At 65.4% G+C, this 20329-nt stretch carries 18 protein-coding genes; 10 read left to right on the top strand and 8 right to left on the bottom strand.

Annotated elements, in window-relative coordinates:
* From A5777_RS00805 to A5777_RS00780, 6 genes are all read left to right on the top strand, one after another.
* On the top strand, positions 1-898 hold an 898-nt coding region (locus tag A5777_RS00805; protein WP_331710560.1), incomplete at its 5' end, for a M13-type metalloendopeptidase.
* Entirely contained in the window at positions 873-1418 is a 546-nt protein-coding gene (locus A5777_RS00800; RefSeq protein ID WP_156529243.1) for a potassium channel family protein, read from the top strand. The genes A5777_RS00805 and A5777_RS00800, both read left to right, overlap by 26 nt.
* A 58-nt stretch (positions 1419-1476) precedes the next feature.
* Positions 1477-3633: an MMPL family transporter gene (locus tag A5777_RS00795; protein WP_064861296.1), complete on the top strand. Its 2157-nt coding sequence runs from the start codon at positions 1477-1479 to the stop codon at positions 3631-3633.
* A 93-nt stretch (positions 3634-3726) separates the two neighbouring features.
* Positions 3727-4683 (top strand): R2-like ligand-binding oxidase, encoded by a 957-nt coding sequence (locus A5777_RS00790; RefSeq protein ID WP_005207032.1) that lies wholly within the window; start codon positions 3727-3729, stop codon positions 4681-4683.
* 48 nt (positions 4684-4731) lie between these two features.
* Positions 4732-5589, top strand: a complete 858-nt coding sequence (locus A5777_RS00785) for an alpha/beta fold hydrolase (protein ID WP_005207031.1) — start codon at positions 4732-4734, stop codon at positions 5587-5589.
* A 522-nt stretch (positions 5590-6111) separates the two neighbouring features.
* Positions 6112-6828 carry a slipin family protein gene (locus tag A5777_RS00780; RefSeq protein ID WP_005207030.1) on the top strand — a complete coding sequence of 239 codons (717 nt, stop codon included), beginning with the start codon at positions 6112-6114 and terminating at the stop codon, positions 6826-6828.
* 25 nt (positions 6829-6853) lie between these two features.
* Here the strand turns inward: A5777_RS00780 and A5777_RS00775 are convergent, their stop codons facing one another.
* The 3 genes from A5777_RS00775 to A5777_RS00765 all read right to left on the bottom strand — a co-directional run bounded on the left by A5777_RS00775 (position 6854) and on the right by A5777_RS00765 (position 12112).
* On the bottom strand, positions 6854-8461 hold the full coding sequence (locus A5777_RS00775; protein WP_064861295.1) for an HNH endonuclease signature motif containing protein: 1608 nt from the start codon (positions 8459-8461) through the stop codon (positions 6854-6856).
* A gap of 243 nt (positions 8462-8704) precedes the next feature.
* Complete coding sequence (locus A5777_RS00770) at positions 8705-10876, bottom strand: 3-hydroxyacyl-CoA dehydrogenase NAD-binding domain-containing protein (protein ID WP_005207025.1); 2172 nt, start codon at positions 10874-10876, stop codon at positions 8705-8707.
* 24 nt (positions 10877-10900) lie between these two features.
* Positions 10901-12112 (bottom strand): acetyl-CoA C-acetyltransferase, encoded by a 1212-nt coding sequence (locus tag A5777_RS00765; protein ID WP_039856095.1) that lies wholly within the window; start codon positions 12110-12112, stop codon positions 10901-10903.
* A 126-nt stretch (positions 12113-12238) separates the two neighbouring features.
* Here A5777_RS00765 and A5777_RS00760 point away from each other — a divergent pair, with 126 nt between their 5' ends.
* Together A5777_RS00760 and A5777_RS00755 are read left to right on the top strand one after the other, a co-directional pair.
* Entirely contained in the window at positions 12239-13411 is a 1173-nt protein-coding gene (locus tag A5777_RS00760) for a TetR/AcrR family transcriptional regulator (RefSeq protein WP_064861294.1), read from the top strand.
* A 60-nt stretch (positions 13412-13471) separates the two neighbouring features.
* A complete protein-coding gene (locus tag A5777_RS00755; protein WP_064861297.1) occupies positions 13472-14491 on the top strand; it encodes an adenylate/guanylate cyclase domain-containing protein in 1020 nt (339 codons plus the stop codon).
* Here A5777_RS00755 and A5777_RS00750 read toward each other — a convergent pair.
* Genes A5777_RS00750 through A5777_RS00735 form a run of 4 tightly spaced genes read right to left on the bottom strand, consistent with a single transcriptional unit; the run spans position 14386 to position 17585 of the window.
* Entirely contained in the window at positions 14386-15540 is a 1155-nt protein-coding gene (locus tag A5777_RS00750) for a sulfate/molybdate ABC transporter ATP-binding protein (protein ID WP_082933490.1), read from the bottom strand. The two genes, A5777_RS00755 and A5777_RS00750, sit on opposite strands and share 106 nt — an antisense overlap.
* Complete coding sequence (locus A5777_RS00745; protein ID WP_064861293.1) at positions 15537-16319, bottom strand: ABC transporter permease; 783 nt, start codon at positions 16317-16319, stop codon at positions 15537-15539. The genes A5777_RS00750 and A5777_RS00745 overlap by 4 nt, the downstream gene beginning before the upstream one ends.
* A 7-nt stretch (positions 16320-16326) precedes the next feature.
* On the bottom strand, positions 16327-17148 hold the full coding sequence (gene modA, locus A5777_RS00740) for a molybdate ABC transporter substrate-binding protein (RefSeq protein WP_064861292.1): 822 nt from the start codon (positions 17146-17148) through the stop codon (positions 16327-16329).
* Positions 17149-17180: 32 nt separating this feature from the next.
* Entirely contained in the window at positions 17181-17585 is a 405-nt protein-coding gene (locus A5777_RS00735; protein ID WP_005207009.1) for a TOBE domain-containing protein, read from the bottom strand.
* 170 nt (positions 17586-17755) lie between these two features.
* On the opposite strand from A5777_RS00735, the gene A5777_RS00730 reads away from it, so the two are divergent.
* Together A5777_RS00730 and A5777_RS00725 are read left to right on the top strand one after the other, a co-directional pair.
* Positions 17756-18817 carry an ATP-binding cassette domain-containing protein gene (locus tag A5777_RS00730; protein WP_064861291.1) on the top strand — a complete coding sequence of 354 codons (1062 nt, stop codon included), beginning with the start codon at positions 17756-17758 and terminating at the stop codon, positions 18815-18817.
* Positions 18814-19662, top strand: a complete 849-nt coding sequence (locus A5777_RS00725; protein ID WP_039856075.1) for an ABC transporter permease — start codon at positions 18814-18816, stop codon at positions 19660-19662. Before A5777_RS00730 ends, A5777_RS00725 begins: the two co-directional genes overlap by 4 nt.
* Positions 19663-19765: 103 nt before the next feature.
* Here the strand turns inward: A5777_RS00725 and A5777_RS00720 are convergent.
* A partial coding sequence (locus tag A5777_RS00720) for an ROK family protein (protein ID WP_156529242.1) occupies positions 19766-20329 on the bottom strand: 564 nt, incomplete at its 5' end.

Here is a 20329-nt window from a genome sequence, read left to right as displayed (position 1 = left end):
CGCCAACCTCGTTGCGGCGTACCGCCAGAACATCTCTGACCTTCCCTGGATGACGCCGTCGACTCGCGAGCGCGCGTTGGTCAAGCTCGAGAAGTTCACCCCCAAGATCGGGTACCCCGCACAGTGGCGCGACTACAGCGCACTGTCGGTCGACCGTGGTGATCTCATCGGAAACTACGCGCGCGCAGCATCATTCGAGAACGAGCGCGAGTTCGCGAAGATCGGTTCGCCCGTCGACCGTGACGAGTGGTTCATGACGCCGCAGACGGTCAACGCCTACTACAACCCCGGCATGAACGAGATCGTCTTTCCCGCAGCGATTCTGCAGCCGCCGTTCTTCGATCCCGACGCCGACGATGCCGCCAACTACGGCGGGATCGGCGCGGTGATCGGCCACGAGATCGGACACGGATTCGACGACCAGGGCGCCAAGTACGACGGCGACGGCAATCTGGTCGACTGGTGGAGCGATGCCGACCGCACCGAATTCTCCAAGCGCACAAAGGCATTGATCAAACAATATGGCGAATTCACCCCCGAAGGACTCGACGACAAGTACAAGGTCAACGGCGAGTTCACCATCGGTGAGAACATCGGCGACCTCGGCGGGCTGTCGATCGCACTTGTCGCCTACCGCCTCGCCACCGAGGGCACCGAGCCCCCGGTCATCGACGGGTTGACCGGCATCCAGCGTGTGTTCTACAGCTGGGCGCAGATCTGGCGCACCAAGACGCGCGACGCCGAGGCGATTCGTCGACTCTCCATCGATCCCCACTCCCCGCCCGAATTCCGTTGCAACGGTGTCGTTCGCAACATCGACGCCTTCTACGACGCGTTCGACGTCGCCGAGGGCGACGAGTTGTTCCTGCCTGATGTCGACCGTGTCCGCATCTGGTAAGCCCCCGAGTTCCGGCGGCAATTCGGCGATCAGTGCCCCACGCCTCGCGAGCGCACTGCTGCGTCCTGCGCTCGCGGGGTTGGTGCTGCTCGTCGGCTATTTCCTGCTGCCGATCAATCAGGGCAACGACGCCAAGTTCCTCGGCCTTGTCGTGGGGGCACTGCTGCTGATCGCGTTCTGCGGCTGGGAGATTCGACATTTCATCCGGTCTCCGTATCCGGTCGCGACAGCCGTCGAGATGATCGCAGCACTCGCAACGTTCTACATCGTCGCCTTCGCCACCACGTACTTCCTGCTTTCCGAGTACGGCACCGACAGCTTCAATCTCCGACTCACGCGGGTCGACGCGCTCTACTTCAGCCTGACGGTGTTCACGACCACCGGCTTCGGCGACATCGCCGCGGTGTCGCAACCAGCGCGCATCGTCGTGTCGATCCAGATGGCGAGCAGTTTTGCCCTGATCGGCCTCGGCATCCGCCTCGTCACGCTGCTCGTCTCGTCGAGGCGCTCCTCCGACTGAGCCGTTCGGGACCCCTGACTCGACCGGGCATTTCGGGCAGCATGCCAAGATAGACGGCATGGCCACCCCACAGCGGACCGCGTCGTCGACCTCTCGTCTCCGCTGGCTCATCCCGGCACTCGGCATCCTCGCCTGGATTGTTGTCGGCTCGTTCACCGGACCGTTCGCGGGCAAGCTCGCGTCGGTCTCCACCAACGACAACACCGCGTTCCTGCCCGCCTCTGCCGAGTCGACCCGCGTCAACGACGAACTCGCGAAGTTCCAGGACACCAGCTACATCCCCGCGATCGTCGTCGCCGAACGTTCGTCGGGATTCACCGACGCCGACGCGGCATACCTGACCGACACCATCACGCCGCTCGCGGGCACCGAGGGATTCGGCAAAGCCTTCTCACCGGCGATCCGCTCCGCCGACGGCAAGGCAGCCGAACTCATCGTGCCGATCTCGACTGCGGGCGAGCCTGCCGACACCGTCGAGAAGCTCCGCGATCTCCTGGCCAATCCACCCAACGGACTGAGCGTCTACGTCACCGGCCCGGCCGGGCAGGTCGCCGACCTCGGCGAGGCCTTTGCGGGTATCGACGGCCTACTGCTGCTCGTCGCGGGCGCAGTGGTGATCGTCATTCTCGTCATCGTCTACCGCAGCCCCATCCTCCCGTTCGTCGTGATCATCTCGGCGATCTTCGCGCTCGGACTCGCGTCCGGTGCCGTCTACTTCCTGACAAAGCAGGGCGTGTTCGACCTCAACGGCCAGAGCCAGGGCATCCTGTTCATCCTCGTGTTCGGTGCAGCGACCGACTACGCACTTCTCCTGGTGTCGCGCTTCCGTGAGGAGCTGACACAGACCGTCGACAAGTACCAGGCGATCAAGGTTGCGTGGCGTGCGACGATCGAGCCGGTCGCGGCGTCGGCCGGAACGGTGATCCTCGGCGTGCTCTGTCTGCTGTTCTCCGACCTCAACTCCAACCGCAGCCTCGGCCCGGTCGCAGCGATCGGCATCGTGGCGTCGTTCCTCGCGTCGATGACGTTCCTGCCCGCGGTTCTCGCGCTCCTCGGCCGTTCCGCGTTCTGGCCCGTCCGACCCCACCTCGCCGAGTCGGGCACCAACACCTCGACGCACCGCTTCTGGCACCGGATCGCCGAGAAGGTCGCGTCCACACCGCGAGTCATCTGGGCATCCACCCTGGTCGTACTGCTCATCGGAGCCGCATTCGCCCCGATGTTCCGCTCCGACGGCATCGCCCAGACCGACTTCTTCCTCGGCAGCGTCGAGTCCGTCGAGGGCGCCGACGTCCAGGCCCGCCACTTCGACGCCGGCAGCGGCTCCCCGACGTGGATCATCGCCGACGCTCCGCAGGGCTCGGCCGTTCTCGACGCTGTGAAGAGCGTCGACGGCGTCGCGCGGGCAGAGGTCTACACCGCGGGCCAGACGCCTGTGGTCCGCGACAATCGCGTGGCCATCGAGGCGACGCTGACCGACAATGCCGACTCACTGGCCGCACAGGACACCGTCGTGCGCATCCGCGAGCGGGTCCATCCGATCAACGACGCGAACGCAGTCGTCGGCGGTACGACCGCAACCGACCTCGATACCCGCACCACAGCCGAGCACGACCGCAATCTGATCATCCCGATCGTGTTGCTCGTGGTGCTCGCGGTGTTGATCCTGCTGCTACGCAGCATCGTCGCGCCAGTGATTCTGCTCGGCACCACTGTGCTGTCGTTCGCGACGACGCTCGGCGTCGGGGCGTTGCTGTTCAACGGACCCTTCGGTTTCCCCGGCGCAGACCCCGTAGTGCCCCTGTTCGCGTTCGTGTTCCTTGTCGCGCTGGGCATCGACTACAACATCTTCTTGATGACCCGGGTCCGTGAGGAGTCGAAGACCCACGGCACACGCCAGGGTGTGATCCGCGGGCTGACCGCGACCGGCGGTGTGATCACCTCGGCGGGTGTCGTGCTCGCCGCGACGTTCGCGTCGCTTGCCGTGATCCCGCTGCTGTTCCTCGCCCAGGTGGCGTTCCTCGTGGCGTTCGGAGTCCTGATCGACACGCTCATCGTGCGGACCTTGCTCGTACCCGCGCTGTCGATCGACATCGGACGACGGATCTGGTGGCCCAGCAAGCTGTCGCGCCGAACCAGTGAGAGTGAGACCACCGAGAGCGAGACGACCCCCAGCCAGAAGGCACTCGCGAACGGCGACGCAAGTGACGCGTGAGTAACCTGAGAGTTCGCCGAATTCAATCGGCCTTGTTCGATCACCGCGCTAACGTCAGCGTATGAGTCCCGAACGATCGTTGATCGGCGCGCCATGACTCTCGCCGATCGTCAGCCCATCACTCGTCAGGATTTCGCGTCGCTGCGACGCGGCGGCCTCAACTGGCAATCCCTGCCGCTGCGCCTGTTCGTCAAGGGCAACGCACGGTTCTGGGATCCCACGGCCATCGACATGTCGCGCGACGCCGCCGACTGGTACGAGCTCGACGCCGAACAACAGCGCAGCGCAACGTTTCTCGTCGCGCAGTTCGTCGCGGGCGAGGAGGCCGTGACCCAGGACATCCAGCCGTTCATGAAGGCGATGGCCGCCGAAGGGCGGTTCGGCGACGAGATGTATCTGTCGCAGTTCTGCTTCGAAGAGGCCAAGCACACCGAGGTCTTCCGGCTCTGGATGGACTCCATCGGCCTCACCGACGACCTCAACCCCTACGTCGCCGACAACCCCTACTACCGGCAGCTCTTCTACGAAGAACTCCCCGAATCGCTTCACCGCCTCGACAACGATCCGTCGCCGCTCAACCAGATCCGCGCCAGCGTCACCTACAACCACGTCATCGAGGGCTCACTCGCCCTGACGGGCTACTACGCCTGGCAACGGATCTGCACCAGGCGCGGCATCCTGCCCGGCATGCAGCGCATCATCAAGTTCATCGGCGACGACGAGCGTCGCCACATGGCGTGGGGCACCTTCACGTGCCGTCGCCACGTCGCGGCCGACGACAGCCTGTGGGATGCGGTCGGCGTTCGGATGGGCGAACTGATGCCGCTCGCGCTCGGGATGATCGAGTGGGTCAACGCCCAATTCGACGAGCCACCGTTCGGAATCGACAACTCCGAGTTCCTCTCCTACGCCGCCGACCGCGCGCAGCGTCGACTCAGCGCCATCGAATCGGCGCGGGGCCGCCCCGTCGAGGAGATCGACGTCGACGTCTCGCCCGAACTGCTCGAAGAGCGCTTCGGCGAAGAGGACGCGGAATCCCTCGGCGCCTGAGCCGCCCAACTCGTGACAAGAAACTAGAACACGTTCTAGTCTGATCATGTGGATGTCACCTACGACGAGACCAGGCGCGAACTGAGCACCGACAACGGCGTGCTGCGCTATCACGAGGCGGGCGACCCCGACGCGCCGCCGCTGATCCTGCTTCACGGCTCCGGCCCCGGAGTCACGGGTTGGCGCAACTATCGCGGCAACCTCGGGGTCTTCGCGCAGACACACCACTGCTTCGTCCTGGAGTTCCCAGGCTTCGGCGTCAGCGATCCCTGGGAGGGCATGCCCGTTCTCACCGCAGGCAAGTCCGTGCTCGCGTTCATGGACGCGCTCGGGATTGCTGCCGCACCGATGATCGGCAACTCGATGGGTGGCGTCGTCGGCGTCAACCTCGCGATCCGCAAACCCGACCGCGTCCAAAAACTCGTCACCATCGGCGGTGTCGGGCCAAACCTGTTCAGCCCGAGCCCAAGTGAAGGACTGCGGCTACTCCAAGAGTTCGCCGACGACCCCGACCGCGACAAGCTGATCCGCTGGCTCCGCGCGATGGTCTACGACAAGGATCTCGTCACCGAGCAACTCATCTCCGAGCGGTGGGAGGCCGCGATGAATCCCGAAGCGCTCGCCACCGGTCGCGCGATGTACGGCTCGGCGTCGTTCGAGATGCAGCAGCAGTTCCTCGCGACCTCCGACATCCCGCCCTACTGGGCGATGATGCACAAGATCTCCTGCCCCACACTGCTCACCTGGGGCCGCGACGACCGCGTGAGTCCACCCGACATGGCCCTCGCCCCCATGCGTCTCATCCCCGACGCCGAGCTACACATCTTCCCCCGCTGCGGACACTGGGTGATGATCGAGGCCAAAGAGGCATTCGAGTCGACGGTCGCCGCGTTCCTCGCGCGCTGACGCGCCCCACGCTGGTTGAGCCGGCGCGAGCTCGCGAGCACCGAAGTCGAAACCACCCCACCCCCACGCGCTGAGCGCACCCCTCCGCTGGTTGAGCCGGCGCGAGCTTGCGAGCACCGAAGTCGAAACCACCCCACCCCAGCCCCAACTCCGCCCAGTAAAACCCGTTGCCCCCGCCCAACCCGCTCTGGCATCGTTACCTCTCGCACGAGAGAGCAGCCGATCCCGGGGTACCGGCGATCATGTTCTGCGCGTTGGACTCTCGAGCACCATTCACGGAAATGGCAGGGCTCCTAAAGCCCGAGGTTCAACTCCTCACCAGACGCCACCCCCGGGAACTCAAGGTCGACGCCGGTCCTGCGGTCGTCCGACGTCTGACTTCGGTCGGTCCGCGGGCGACCCCATCGACGCGATCTCCCGCGGGCGGTGTCGCCTGCCGAACATTCTGCGCCACAACCGAATACACACCTGACAACTACTTGCACACACGACATGCGCGACAAACGAAGGGAGGTTCGCACCATGTCTGCTTTCACCGAACTCCGCCTGGCGACCAAGCCCGCCAAGCGGTGGTTCCCCAAGATCTCCGTACCGATCGGGTACACGGGACTCGAGTACCGCAATGGCGAACTCTCCCTGCACCTTTCGCCCGGCGAGTATCGCAAGCGCAGGGGTGCCGTGTACACGTTCGTCGACATGCGCGAGCGCGTCATGACCCTCGCTCCGCAGGACATCCTGACGTCCGACTCCGTGTCGCTGCGCGTCACGATGGCCGTCCGCGCAACGGTTGTCGACGCGGTCGCATTCACCGAGCGGGCCAGCGACCCGTGGGCGTCGGTCTACCTCGCCGCGCAGGTGGCGTTGCGTGAAGTCTGCGCAGCCGTGACCGTCGATGAGGTGATCACCCGAGCCGACACCGTCGACACCGGGCCGATCATCGCCGCGACCGCACGTGCCGGCCGGGCGGCGGGCATCGAGGTACTCGACGTATTGGTCAAGGATGTAATCCTGCCCACCGAGATCCGGTCGGCAGCAACCGAATTGGTCACTGCCAAGGCACGTGGACTGGCCAAGCTGGAGACCGCACGCGCAGAAACTGCTGCGCTGCGTTCGTTGGCCAACGCCGGTCGCGTGCTCGACGCCCACCCCGCACTGGCGCGCTTGCGTCTGGTGCAGGATGCGCCGTACGGCACCAAGTTCGTGGTGGCGCTCAGCGACGCCGAGTCCGGCACCGACTGAGGCTGGACGATCCCAGGGAGGCCCGTCAGTAGGGTGGCGGGTTCTCTTCGTTCCACTTCTCTTCGGCGCGTGCGACTTTCGCGCGTCGTTGGGCGTGGATGGTGTCGATGGTTCGGCGCGCGGGGTGATCGGGTGGTTTGGTGGGGATGAGTTTGGGGAACAGATCGAGTCCGCCGAAGGCGTTGCCGACAAAGGTGTGTCCGGTGGGGGACACGAAAATTGCTGTCTGCAGGTCGAGTTGGTAGTCACGCCATCGACCAAACGTTTTGGTGCGGTGATGAAATCGGCACAGTGGTTTGAGGTTTTCTCGCACGGTCAACCCACCGCTGGACGGGTTGTGGTGGTCAAACGGGGTGCTGTGGTCGACGTCGGCCTGCCACACCGGGTTGGTGCACCCGGGGAACGTGCAGCACAGTTCACCCGAGCGGACCAGCGCGAGGAGCTTCTTGCTGGGCACATAGCGCAGTGCTGCGCGTGCAGCCGCGGCGTGGTCGGGGTGGCGCGGATCCAGAGCGCCGACGCCGGTGTCGAGGTAGTCGAATGTTGCGTCGGCGGCCAACTCGCGGACGGTGTCGGCGTCTATGACTCCGACACCATCGAGGTAGCCGGGCTGATCGTCCTGACCGTCAAGGGTCGATTGATTCGCGACGACATGAATCATCGCGCGCGGACCCACCGGCATTGGCATAGGCGTCGCGGTGGGTTCGGTGGTGTCGACGTCACTGGCGTCGGGGCTGGTGCAGGTGTCGCATCGGCAGGCGAGGTTGGTGTCGCCGTTGGCAAATGCGGTCAGTGCGTCGGCTCGGCGCTGTGCGTGGGTGCGGGGGTCGGCGTCGTGGACGCTGTTGGCGAGTTGGGTGAGGCGTTGGTCGATCAATACGCCGGAGGCGGCGGGCACAGTGCCGCTCAGTCGGGATTGGCCGGGAGTCCACCGGTCGGGGCGGACCTGGACGTTGCGGTCGGCGTCGATGCGGGCACGACGTCGTTTGACGGCTTCGGCATCGACTTGGGCGACAACAGAATCGACGAGCGCAGCAAATCGTGTCGTTGACAGATGATCACGTGCTGAGAGGGCGGCGGTGAGGCGGGCGTCGACCTCGTCGATGGTGTCGGAGCCGCACAGGCTGGTGCGGGCGACAGCGATGTGGAACCGCTGCAGGTCGATACGCCCGCAGGCCAGGAGTGAGGAGGTGTAGGGGAGTCGGTAGCGCAGGGCGTGGGCGTCGATGATCAATTCGCGTGCCCGACCCGGCGGTAGCGACAAGACTGCGCCGACGTCGGCGATGGTGCGTTCCAAACCATTTGGGCCGTATTGTGCGCGGGGGTCGTCGCCGGTCTGTCCTCGAGCAGCGAGCTCGCGCACCGCTTCTGGTGAGTCTGCTTGGCCGTCGGTGAGTTCGCCGATCTCGGCGCCGTAGTCTTCTTCGTGTTCCTCGTGGATGAGGCTGATCGCCGTCAGCAGGCGGAACTGTGCAGAGGCAATGGTGGAGGCGCAGTGCGCGATCACCTCGACCAGATCGGTTTTCGACAGAGATTCGTCCTCGGCGACGCGCGCGAGCACCGGCGGCTGCGACGCGGGCACGCCTGTGGCGTCGGCCGCGCCGGCCGGGTCGGGGAAGGTTTCCAAGGACATACATCGAACATACAGACGAGGTCTGACAATTCTCGCCGCTGATCTGCGGCGGATTCTGAAGCCTACTTCCCTCAGCCGACTGATCTCTCATCCCGCCGACCGTGCGCCCCATCCCGCCGACTGTGCGCTCCATCCGTCCGACTGGGTAGAGAACACAAAAGGTGGGGGAGGAAAGTTCCTCCCCCACCTCGTGTGGGTCACTTCAGACTCAGCCAGATCAGAGACCCGGCCAGATCAGAGAACTCAGTACTTCTCGCCCTTGGCGGCCTTCTCGACGAGCGAGGCAGGCGGCTCGAAGTGCGAGCCGTACTTCTTGGCCAGGTCGCGCGAGCGGTCGACGAAGCCCTGCAGTCCACCCTCGTACTGGTTGATGTACTGGATCACGCCACCGGTCCACGCGGGGAAGCCGATGCCGAAGATCGAGCCGATGTTGGCGTCGGCGACGGAGTCGAGGACACCCTCGTCGAAGCACTTGACGGTCTCGAGGGCCTCGGCGAAGAGCATGCGCTCCTGCATGTCCTCGAACGGGATCTCGGTGCTGCCCGACTTGAAGTGGTCGCGCAGACCCGGCCACAGCCGGACACGCTTGCCGTTCTCGTCGTACTCGTAGAAGCCCGCGCCTTCCTTCTTGCCCGGACGACCTTCGTCGACCAGGTAGTCGATGACCTCGAAGGAGCCGTGCTGCGGCAGTTCCTTGCCCTCGGCCTTCGCGCCGTCCTCGCTGGACTTGCGGATCTTCTGCATCAGGACGAGGTTGAGCTCGTCGGACAGCTGCAGCGGTGCTGCCGGGTAGCCGGCCTGCGTGCCCGCATGCTCGATGAACGCAGGCTCGATGCCCTCACCGACGGCGGCGATGGCCTCGTTGATGAACGTACCGATGACGCGGCTGGTGAAGAACCCACGGCTGTCGTGAACGACGATCGGGGTCTTGCGGATCTGCAGCGTGTAGTCGATCACCTTGGCCAGCACCGCATCCGAGGTCTTCTCACCGCGGATGATCTCGACCAGCGGCATCTTGTCGACCGGCGAGAAGAAGTGGATTCCGATGAAGTCCTCGGAGCGCTTCACGCCCTCGGCGAGGATCGTGATCGGCAGTGTCGAGGTGTTCGAACCGAGCACGGCGTCGGGTTCGACGACATCCTCGATCTCCTGGAACACCTTGTTCTTCACCTCGACCGACTCGAAAGCGGCCTCGATGACAAGGTCGACGCCCTTGAAGTCGGCGGCATCGCCGGTCGGGTGAATCCGACCGAGCAGCGCGTCGCTCTTCTCCTGGGTGGTCTTGCCGCGGGAGAGTGCCTTCTCCTCGAGCTTGACCGCGTAGCCCTTGCCCTTCTCCGCGTTCTCCAGCGACACATCCTTGAGAACGACGTCGATGCCTGCCTTGGCCGACACGTAAGCGATTGCGGCGCCCATCATTCCGGCACCGATCACGCCGACCTTCTTGGCCTGCCACTTCGGGTAGCCCTCGGGACGCGAGCCACCGTTGTTGATGGTCTGCAGGTCGAAGAAGAACGCCTTGATCATGTTCTGCGCGACCTGGCCGGTGACCAGCGAGACAAAGTAGCGGGTCTCGACGAGGTCGGCGGTGTCGACGTCGACGTAGGCACCTTCGATGGCAGCGGCCAGGATGGCGCGCGGCGCAGGCATGTTCGCGCCCTTGATCTGCTTGCGAAGCAGAGCGGGGAATGCGGGAAGGTTGGCCGCGACCGACGGGTTGGTCGGAGCACCACCCGGAATCTTGTAGCCCTTCTTGTCCCACGGCTGCTGTGCCTCGGGGTTCTCCTTGATCCACGCCTTCGCAGCGGGCAGGAGCTCCTCAACCGATCCGACGACCTCGTCGACCAGACCGGTCTCCTTGGCCTTGGTGGCGTTGAAACGCGGACCCTGCAGCAGCACGCCCATCAGCGCGTTCTGCATGCCGAGCAGGCGGACGGTACGCACGACGCCGCCGCCACCGGGCAGCAGGCCGAGAGTGACCTCGGGCAGGCCGACGACGGCACCCTTCACGTCGGCGATGACGCGGTAGTGGGTGTGCAGCGCGAGTTCGAGGCCACCGCCGAGGGCGGCACCGTTGATGGCTGCCACAACGGGCTTGCCCAGCTTCTCCAGGCGACGCAGCACGGTCTTCATGCCGTTGGTGCGCTCGGTGATCGACGCGGCGATCTCTTCCTTGGACTGCGTCCGCTCTGCGGTCATGTCCTTGAGGTCGCCACCCGCGAAGAAGGTCTTCTTCGCCGAGGTGATGACGACACCGGTGATGTCGTCCTTCTCGGCCTCGAGACGGTCGACGGTCGCGGCGATCGAGGCGATGAACGTGTCGTTCATCGTGTTGGCGCCCTGCGCCTTGTCGTCCATGGTGAGGACGACAACGCCGTCGGCGTCCTTCTCCCAGCCAATCATGTTGTCACTCATTGCTTTTGAAAGTCCTTCTGTAGGTCAGAGACGCTCGATGACGGTCGCGACGCCCATGCCGCCGCCGATACACAGGGTGATCAGGCCGTAGCGGCCGCCGGTGCGCTCGAGCTCGTCGAGGCAGGTGCCGAAGATCATCGCGCCGGTTGCGCCCAGCGGGTGACCCATTGCGATGGCGCCACCGTTGCGGTTGACCTTCTCGTGCGGGATGTTCAGGTCCTTCATCCACTTCAAGACGACCGCGGCGAACGCCTCGTTCAGCTCGAAGACGTCGATGTCGTCGACGGTCAGTCCGGCCTTCTTCAGCGCCAGCTCGGTGGCCGGGGTGGGACCGGTGAGCATGATGGTGGGCTCGGAACCGATCTCCGCGAAGGAGACGACGCGACCGCGCGGGGTGAGCCCGTTGCGCTTGCCTGCCTCTTCGCTACCGATGAGGACCAGCGACGCACCGTCGACGATGCCGGAGCTGTTGCCACCGGTGTGAACGTGGTCGATCTTCTCGACGCTGTGGTACTTCTGCAGCGCGACGTCGTCGAAGCCTGCCATCTCGGCGAGCGCGGCGAACGCGGGCTTGAGCTTGCCGAGCGACTCGACGGTAGAACCCGGACGACGATGCTCGTCGTGATCGAGCACGATCACGCCATTGATGTCACGAACCGGGACCACCGACTTGGCGAAGTATCCACCGTTCCAAGCGTTTTCGGCCCGCTCCTGCGACTCTGCTGCGAAGGCGTCGACGTCTTCGCGGCTGAATCCCTCGATCGTCGCGATGAGGTCGGCACCGATGCCCTGCGGCACGATGTAGTTGTCGTACGCGGTGGTCGGGTCCATGAAGAGTGCGCCGCCGTCGCTGCCCATCGGGACACGCGACATCGACTCGACGCCGCCGGCGAGCACGAGGTCGTCGAAGCCGGACGCGACCTTGGCGGCAGCGAGGTTGGTGGCCTCGAGGCCCGACGCGCAGAAGCGGTCGATCTGGGTGCCGGGGACGGTCTCGGGCAGGCCGCTGTTGAGCGCTGCGGTACGCGAGATGACACCGCCCTGCTCGCCAACCGGCGAGACGACACCGAGGATGACGTCGTTGATGTCGGCAGGGTCGAGGCTGCCGTGACGTGCGAGAACCTCGTTGATGAGGCCGGACGCGAGGTCGACGGGCTTGATGCTGTGCAGCGACCCACCGCGCTGCTTGCCACGCGGCGTACGGATCGCCTCGTAGATGAATGCTTGATCAGGCACGAATGTTCCTTTCACATGAACCAGCGATGGTTACCATACGAGGCTAACGCGGGATCACTTCTTTGGCTATAGCAGGTGGTCAAATAGTCGCGGAAGCGCGCAGATCTGAGCTAAGGTCGATTAACAATGTCTACTCAGAAGCCACGCCGCACACGGCCTGCCGACCGCAAACGGCAGCTGGTCGACCATGCGGCGGCACTGTTCCTCGATCGTGGCTACCCGCATGTCTCGGTTGCCGACATCGCCCGCGCCTCGGGCGTGACCGCGCCCTCGGTGTACCGACACTTCGACGACAAGCAGGCGTTGTTGTCCGCGGCCGTACTCGCGGGCGTCGACGACCTCGAGGCGTGCACCGACCGGACCCTCGGCGACGGTCAACGCCCACTGGGCGAACTGATCAACGCACTCTGCGACCTCGGCGTGCACCACCCCGAATCGGTGTCGCTGTGGCGGTGGACGAGCAACTATCTGTCCGAGGACCAGAACAAGCAGATGGTCCTGCGCACCCAGCAGGTACTGGCGCGCTGGGCGACCGCGATCGTCAGTGAGCGTCCCGGCCTGTCCGACCGCGAGGCCCGCTCACTGGGGTGGGCGGCACTGAGCGTCGCGGGCAGCCTCGCGGTACACAACTCGCGGATGTCGGCGGCCCGGGCGCGCGCCGAACTCGTCGTACTCACCGAGCGACTGCTCGACCTGCGCCCCGCAACCGCACCCGACCTACCTCCCGAGCCCACCATCGCGGGCCTCTCGTCGTCGCGTCGTGACGAGATCCTCGACGCCGCGGCCGCGCTGTTCGCCGATCACGGCTACGCCGACGTGGGGGTCGACGACATCGGCGCCGCCGTCGGAATCACCGGACCCAGTGTCTACAAACACTTTTCGTCGAAGCTCGCCATCCTGCTCGGCATCGGCCAGCGCAGCGCCATGCGGCTGGAGACGGGAGTCATGGCCGCGCAGTCCACCACCGCCGACCCTGCCAAGCTCCTCGGACTCCTCGTCGACTCCTACGTCACCGTGATCACCTCGACGCCCGACCTCTCCGTGGCGTTCAACAGCTCGGCGGTCTTCGCCGGCCAGGAGACAGCGGCGGAGCTACTCGACGTCCAGCGCCGCTACGTCCGACGCTGGATCGACCTCCTCGGCCAGATCCAACCCGACGTCCGGCCCGATCAGCGCGCGGTCGCGGTGCACGCCGCCCTGTCGATCGTCAACGACGCCGTGCGAATGCGCCGCGGCACCACCCGCCCCGACTTCGCAGCCGAGATGGCGTACCTGATGAAGGGCGTACTGGGGCTTTGAGGTCGTCGAACCGCTACCTTTGACTCATGCACATCGAGCACGGCGCGTACCGGAGTGCCGGTGAGTGATCAGGAACGTTCGGGACTGAGCGCTCCCGAACCGCGATACACGCGCGACGACCTCGTGGAGGAGCTCGGACTCTCTCCCGACTATGCCGAAAAGGTCTGGAACGCGTTCGGTTTCGCGCGACAGTCGACACCCGACAAGATCTTCACCGCCGACGAGGTGAAGGCGCTCGGACTCTTTGCCGACTCTGAACACACCATGCCCGAGACCGCGCAGGTCGCAACCGCACGAGCAATCGGACAGACGATGTCACGCCTCGCCGACTGGCAGGCCGACCAGTTGACCGAACTCGAACGCAATCCGGATGTGCCGTGGACTCGCGACCAGATGGCGAACGCGTTGGGCGTGATCCAACAGCTGATCTGGCGCAGACACCTCGACATGGCCATGACCCGCGACGAATCCCGCGAATCCGACGAGCGGATGGAGCTCGTCGTCGGCTTCGCCGACATCGTCGGATACACCAGTCTGTCTCGACGCACCCCTCTCGACGAGCTCGAGCATCTACTCGAGACGTTCGAGGACCGCACCTTCGACGTCGTGGCCAGGTACCGCGGCCACGTGGTCAAGACCCTCGGCGACGGCGTCATGTTCACGTTCAGCTCGTCGAATGCCGCCGCGCAGGCAGCACTTGCGATACACGAACTCAGCGACGACAAGCCCATCCCGGCACTGCGCGTAGGACTTGCGCGCGGACAGATTCTCTCCCGACTCGGCGACGTCTTCGGCGAGCCCGTGAACATCGCTGCGCGCCTGTGCGGTTCAGCGCGACCGGGCAGCACGCTGGTCAGCGAACCGGTGGCCGACGATATCGCCGACGACGACCGCTTCTACCTACGGTCGATCTCCCCGCTGTCGGTCCGCGGCTACCGGCGGCTACGCGCAAAGGTGTTGGAAGCCAACAAGTATTACGAATCGGGCGCCAAGTCAGGAGACGAGGCCAAGTCAGGAGACGAGGCCGAGTCCGGGGCCGGGTCGACATCCGACGGCTCGACCGAAGACGTCGCCTCGTAGACGCGCACCTCATTCGCCTTGATGACCAGGTAGACCTCGCGGCCGGCATCGAGTGCAAGATCTCCGACGGCGCCCCACGTCACCTCCGCCGAGACCACCTGCCCGGCAACGTCGCAGCGCACAATCGCGTGATCGCCCTGGGGCATGACCTCCGAGACCGTTCCGCTCAAGACCGTGCGCGGACTTCCCTGCGGCGCATCGAGGTATAGCGCCACCGCGCGCGGTGAGAAGGTCGCCACCGCCCCGACACCCGGCCTGCTCGCATCTGCCGACACGCCCGTGACGCTGCCGCCCCCAACCCCTACTACTGTCGCGGGCGCCTTGAAGGTTCCGACGAACATGTTGAGACCCGTGAGTGCGGCGGCGAATGCTGTTTCCGGACGCCGCAACACCTCTCGTGTCGGACCACGCCCCACGACCCGGCCATGCTCGATGATCACGACGTCGTCGGCGAGTGCAACGGCGTCGACAAGGTCGTGTGTGACGAGCACCGTGCAGCCCTTCCGCTCGGTGATCAGCGACCGCAACAGTGTGCGCATCTGTTGTGCCACATCCACATCGAGCGCAGCGAACGGCTCGTCGAGCAGTAGTACGTCCGGCTCGGTCGCGAGAGCGCGTGCGATCGCGACGCGCTGTGCCTGTCCACCCGACAGTTGTTTCGGGGAACGGTCTGCGAACTCGGCGACACCGACCGCGGCGAGCCATCGTTCGGTACGGGCCGCAACCTCTTTCCGCGACAAACCCGCGGACTCCGGCCCGAATGCGACGTTGCTCGCGACGCTCATGTGGGGGAACAAGCGTGGTTGCTGAGCGAGCAGCACCACCGACCGGCGATGCGGCGGCACAAAGGTTTTCCCGTCCTGCAGACTGCGGCCGTCGTAGTCAACCGTCGAGTCGTCGGTGCGGCGCAGTCCGGCCAGCACGGCGAGGGTGGTGCTCTTACCCGACCCGTTGGGTCCGAGTATCGCGCAGGTCTTGCCATCCGCGACGTCGAGGTCGATCTCGAGAAATGGCGTCGCACAACGGATTGACGCTCGCAGGCCGCTCACGCACCCACCGCCGGGGTTCGGCGTAGATGCACGGCGACGACGACGATCAGCGCAACACCCATCAGCACCAAAGACAGCGGAAGAGCCTCGATCGGATCGTTGATCGAGTCGAGGTAGATCTTCAGAGGTGCCGTCTGCGTGGTTCCCGGCAGGTTACCCGCGAACGTGATGGTCGCGCCGAACTCGCCGAGAGCCCGCGCAAAGGCCAGTACCGCACCCGCTGTGAGCGCCGGAAAGACCAGCGGCAGTGTGACTTTCCACAGAGTCCTCGTCGGGCTCGCGCCCAGCGTCGCGGCGATCTGCTCGTAGTCCGCTCCGGCCGACCGCAACGCGCCCTCGACGCTCAGGACCAGGAACGGCATGGCGACAAACGTCTGCGCGACAACCACACCGGCCGTCGTGAACGCCAACTGGATGCCCGCGCGGTCCAGATACTGACCGACCAGTCCGTAGCGGCCCAGTGCGTACAGTAGCGCGATGCCACCGACCACCGGCGGTAACACCAAGGGCAACAACACCACTGCGCGCAGCACGCGGACAGCGATTCCCTGGAACCGAGCGAAGACAAAGGCGATGGGCACGCCGAGGATGACGCATAGCAGTGTGCTCACCACCGCGGTCAGCACACCGAGCCGCAGAGCGTCGAGAGATGCCTGCGAGGTGATGGAAGCCCAGAAGTCTCCCCACGGCATTCGGACGATGATCGCGAGCGGACCGACCAGGATGAAACAGATCCCGATGACGGCGGGGACATACACCCACAGCGGAATCCGACGCATGACCAGCTCAGGAGCTCGCGGGCTTGAACCCTGCGGCAGACAGGATCTCCTGCCCGGTCTGGCCCGTCACCATGTCCTTGAACTGAGTTGCCTGCTCAGAATGCCTGGTGCCCTTGACCGTTGCGATCGGATACTTGTTGACCACCTTGGCGAACGCCGGATCTTCGACGGTGGAGACCTTGTTGCCCGCCGACTTCGCGTCTGTCACATAGACCAGACCGGCGTCGGCCTCACCGGAGGTGACCTTGGTCAGCACGGAGGTCACCGACGTTTCCTGGCTCACCGGCGACAACTCGACACCCGTGTTCTTCTCGACCGCCACCGTCGCCGCCCCGCACGGAACCTCCGGCGCACAGACGACCGTCTTCACGTCGGCATTCTTCAAACTCGCGAATCCGTTGATCTGCTTGGGATTTCCCGGCGCCGTCGCGATCACCAGTGTGTTGGTGGCGAAGATGGCCGGGTCGACCGCCTTGTCACCGAGCTTCTGCATCGTCCGCTCATCCGCGGTGGCGATCACGTCGGCGTCAGCACCCTGGTTGATCTGGGTGACCAACGCCGACGACCCCGCGAAGCTGAGCTTCACGTCGACGTCGGAGTGTGCCTTCTCGAAAGCGTCGGCCAGCTCGGTGAAGGTGTTCTTCAATGACGCTGCCGCGTACACGTTGAGAGTTACCTTCTGCCCGTCGGTACTCGAAGAAGCACCGCTCGACGAATCACTGTCCGACGAACATCCGGCGACGGCGGCGATCACGGCGATGAGCGCCGCGCAGACGGCCAGCAGACGACGAACCGGTACAGGACGAGACGACCCAGCACGCGATGACACAGCAGTTCTCACTTCTCTCCCGCGCACGCGGGTCACTTGTTCGGATCAGGACGTTCGACGATCACCGTCGTCGCCTTGACCACCGCGGTCGCGACGACGCCGGGTTCGAGTCGGAGTTCTCGCGCGGCTTCGGCACTCATCAGCGATGTGACCTCGAACGGCCCGCACTGCAGAGTCACCTGAGCCATCACGGTGTCGACGACCAGGTCCGTCACCAGTCCGGTGAACCTGTTACGCGCCGATCGCAGCACCCCGGTGCCGTCGTCGTCGGGGACGCGCGACCGGCGACGCGCAAGCGCTGCGAGACCGACGCCGTCGACGGTCGCGACTGCTTCGCCGCCACCCGGCTCGAGCTCGCCGGAGGCCAGCCAGCGTCGAACGGTGTCGTCGCTGACCCCGAGAAGCGTCGCGGCATCGCGTACTTTGATCGCCGTCACCCGAGCGAGTTTAACCGCAGTCGCGGAGAAGTGGGCTGTTGATCGACGCATGTGCGGGTCCACCGATGAATTCTCGGCCGGTCACGAGTCGACACCTGTACCCCGTTCACACCACCCGGCCCCCGAAACTCAGTCGCCGATGTCCGACTCGCCCGATACCGTGAGGAACCATGAGCCAGCCAGCGCCACCCACCACCGCAGGCCACACACCCGGCCCACCCGACACCGTCCTCGACCTCGCCGTCGAGGCCACCAACCTCGTCAAACGCTTCGACGACTTCACCGCCGTCGACGACGTCAGCTTCAACGTGCCCACGGGCTCGGTTCTCGGTCTGCTCGGTCCCAACGGGGCAGGCAAGACGACGATCGTGCGGATGATGACCACACTCTCGCTTCCGACGAGCGGAACCGCCCGCATCGCCGGATTCGACGTCCGGACCGACCCCGAAATGGTGCGCCGCAACATGGGGCTCACCGGTCAGGCCGCCACGGTCGACGAGATCCTCACCGGCCGCGAGAATCTGCGGATGGTCGGCGGCCTGTACGGCATCACCCGAAAGGCGTTGGCCGCACGCACCGACGAACTCCTCGAACAGTTCTCGCTGACCGACGCCGCCGACAAACAGGTCCGCGCCTACTCCGGCGGCATGCGCCGACGTCTCGACCTCGCCGTCAGCCTGCTTGCCGCACCCCCGGTGCTGTTCCTCGACGAGCCGACGACCGGCCTCGACCCGCGCAGCCGCGCCGAACTGTGGGATGTCCTGCGACGCCTGGTCGCGGGCGGCACCACGTTGGTGCTGACCACGCAGTATCTCGAGGAAGCCGACCAACTGGCCGACAACATCGTCGTCATCGACAAGGGTCGGGTCATCGCCGAGGGCACCCCGCTGCAACTCAAAGAACGTGCGGGCGCGGCAAGCGTGGTCATCACCGTGTCCGACGCCGCGTCACTGCCCGCGGCGCAAGAACTGTTGCGCCGCAACGGCGGAGATGTGTTCGTCGACGAGACCGCCCGCACACTGACCTCGTCGGCTTCCGGCCTCGCCGACCTCACCCGCATCGCGGCCTGGTTCGACGAATCGGGGATCACCGTCGACGACATCGGACTCGCCCGACCGAGCCTCGACGACGTCTTCCTCTCCCTCACCGGCCACCGCGCCGAGACCACCACAGACGACGATGCCGACGCCGGCACCGACAACGCCCCCACCTCGAGCGGAGACACCCGATGAGCACCACATCGATGACATCGCAACTGGTCGAACGCCCACCGATCCACCCGACGAACGTCTGGCAACAGGCGTGGATCATGGTGAAGCGCAACATGATCCACACTCGACGCATGCCGGAGATGCTCTCCGACGTGACGATTCAGCCGATCATGTTCGTCGTGCTGTTCGCCTACGTCTTCGGACCGGCGATCAGCGCGGGCAACCCGGCGATCAACTACAAGCAGTACCTACTGCCGGGCATCATGGGTCAGACGATCGTGTTCACCGCGTTCATCGTCGCCACCGGTATCACCGCCGACATCGAGAAGGGCATCATCGACCGTTTCCGGTCGCTCCCCATCCGACGGTCCGCAGTGCTGATCGGACGCAGCATCGCGAGTCTGCTGCACTCGTCGATCGGCATCGTCGTGATGGCACTGACGGGCGTCATCATCGGCTGGCGGATCACCACGTCGGTGTGGGAAGGAACGCTCGGCTTCATCCTGGTGCTGGTGTTCGGATTCGCGATGATCTGGTTCGGCGTGATGATCGGTTCGTGGCTGCGGTCGGTCGAAGCGGTCAACGGGTTCATGTTCTCCGTGCTGTTCCCACTGACATTCGTCTCCAACGCGTTCGTGCCCACCCAGGCGATGCAGCCGTGGCTGCGGACCATCGCCGAGTGGAACCCCATCTCGTCACTCATCCAGGCGATGCGTGTGCTCTGGGGCAACGGACCCGCAGCGGGAGCCGACGCCGCACTCCCACTGCGCTACCCGGAGTTGTCGACGCTCATCTGGGCCGTCGTACTCACGCTGTTGTTCATGCCGTTCGCGCTGCGCAACTACGCGCGCCGCACCACGGACTGACGCCGGATTCGGAGCAGATACACGTGTTTCTGACACCCGCACGCGAAGCTTCGCGCGCATCGGTCAGAAACACGTGTTTCTCCGTGTCAGCGTCCGGTTGTTCTCACGCTGTCGCGGCGAGCGCCTCGAGCGGGTCGGTGTAGACCGCGTCCAACGACACCGCGCCGGCCGCCTGCTGCTGCACCGTCACACCCGAATGGGACACGCGGACATCGCGTTTGGGCGATACCGAGGTCTCGCGGATCGCTGCGGCAACCAGCGGCAGCGTCGACGGGTTGTCGGTGAACGCTTGCCCGCCGAGGATGATGTGGTCGGGGTTGAAGATGTCGGCCATCAGCGCCACCGCACGCCCGAGGACCGTCGCGCGCTCTTCGAGAAGTGCGCGGGCGGTCGCGTCACCGCCACGGGCGAGCGCGTGCACTCCCTCGATGTCGACGACGTCGAGTCCTAGTGCGAGCGCCGCCTCGACAACGCCGGTGTCGCTCGCGGTCGGCTCGAGGCGACCGGTGTGCTGCGGGTCGAGCAGGGTTGTCGCCCCGGTCGGGAAGTGCCCGATCACCGGCGGGCCCGCGGTCGGTGTGTGCACGGCGCCGTCGACGCTGAACGCGATGCCGACCATCTCACGTGCGTAGAAGTAGAGGAAGCTCGAGCGCTTGTCGCTGGGGTT

Source organism: Gordonia sp. 852002-10350_SCH5691597, assembly GCF_001665715.1.
GTDB classification, from domain to species: domain Bacteria; phylum Actinomycetota; class Actinomycetes; order Mycobacteriales; family Mycobacteriaceae; genus Gordonia; species Gordonia sputi.
This window is presented reverse-complemented; position numbering and strand designations above follow the sequence as displayed.

What these genes read in the sequence shown, in the direction of transcription:
- A5777_RS00770 (WP_005207025.1), bottom strand. Translation starts at nt 10,876, where the DNA reads ATGAGTGACAACATGATTGGCTGGGAGAAGGACGCCGACGGCGTTGTC.
- A5777_RS00745 (WP_064861293.1), bottom strand. Translation starts at nt 16,319, where the DNA reads ATGCGTCGGATTCCGCTGTGGGTGTATGTCCCCGCCGTCATCGGGATC.
- A5777_RS00780 (WP_005207030.1), top strand. Translation starts at nt 6,112, where the DNA reads ATGTCTGCTTTCACCGAACTCCGCCTGGCGACCAAGCCCGCCAAGCGG.
- A5777_RS00725 (WP_039856075.1), top strand. Translation starts at nt 18,814, where the DNA reads ATGAGCACCACATCGATGACATCGCAACTGGTCGAACGCCCACCGATC.
- A5777_RS00795 (WP_064861296.1), top strand. Translation starts at nt 1,477, where the DNA reads ATGGCCACCCCACAGCGGACCGCGTCGTCGACCTCTCGTCTCCGCTGG.
- A5777_RS00730 (WP_064861291.1), top strand. Translation starts at nt 17,756, where the DNA reads ATGAGCCAGCCAGCGCCACCCACCACCGCAGGCCACACACCCGGCCCA.
- A5777_RS00775 (WP_064861295.1), bottom strand. Translation starts at nt 8,461, where the DNA reads ATGTCCTTGGAAACCTTCCCCGACCCGGCCGGCGCGGCCGACGCCACA.
- A5777_RS00790 (WP_005207032.1), top strand. Translation starts at nt 3,727, where the DNA reads ATGACTCTCGCCGATCGTCAGCCCATCACTCGTCAGGATTTCGCGTCG.
- A5777_RS00800 (WP_156529243.1), top strand. Translation starts at nt 873, where the DNA reads ATGTCGACCGTGTCCGCATCTGGTAAGCCCCCGAGTTCCGGCGGCAAT.
- A5777_RS00760 (WP_064861294.1), top strand. Translation starts at nt 12,239, where the DNA reads ATGTCTACTCAGAAGCCACGCCGCACACGGCCTGCCGACCGCAAACGG.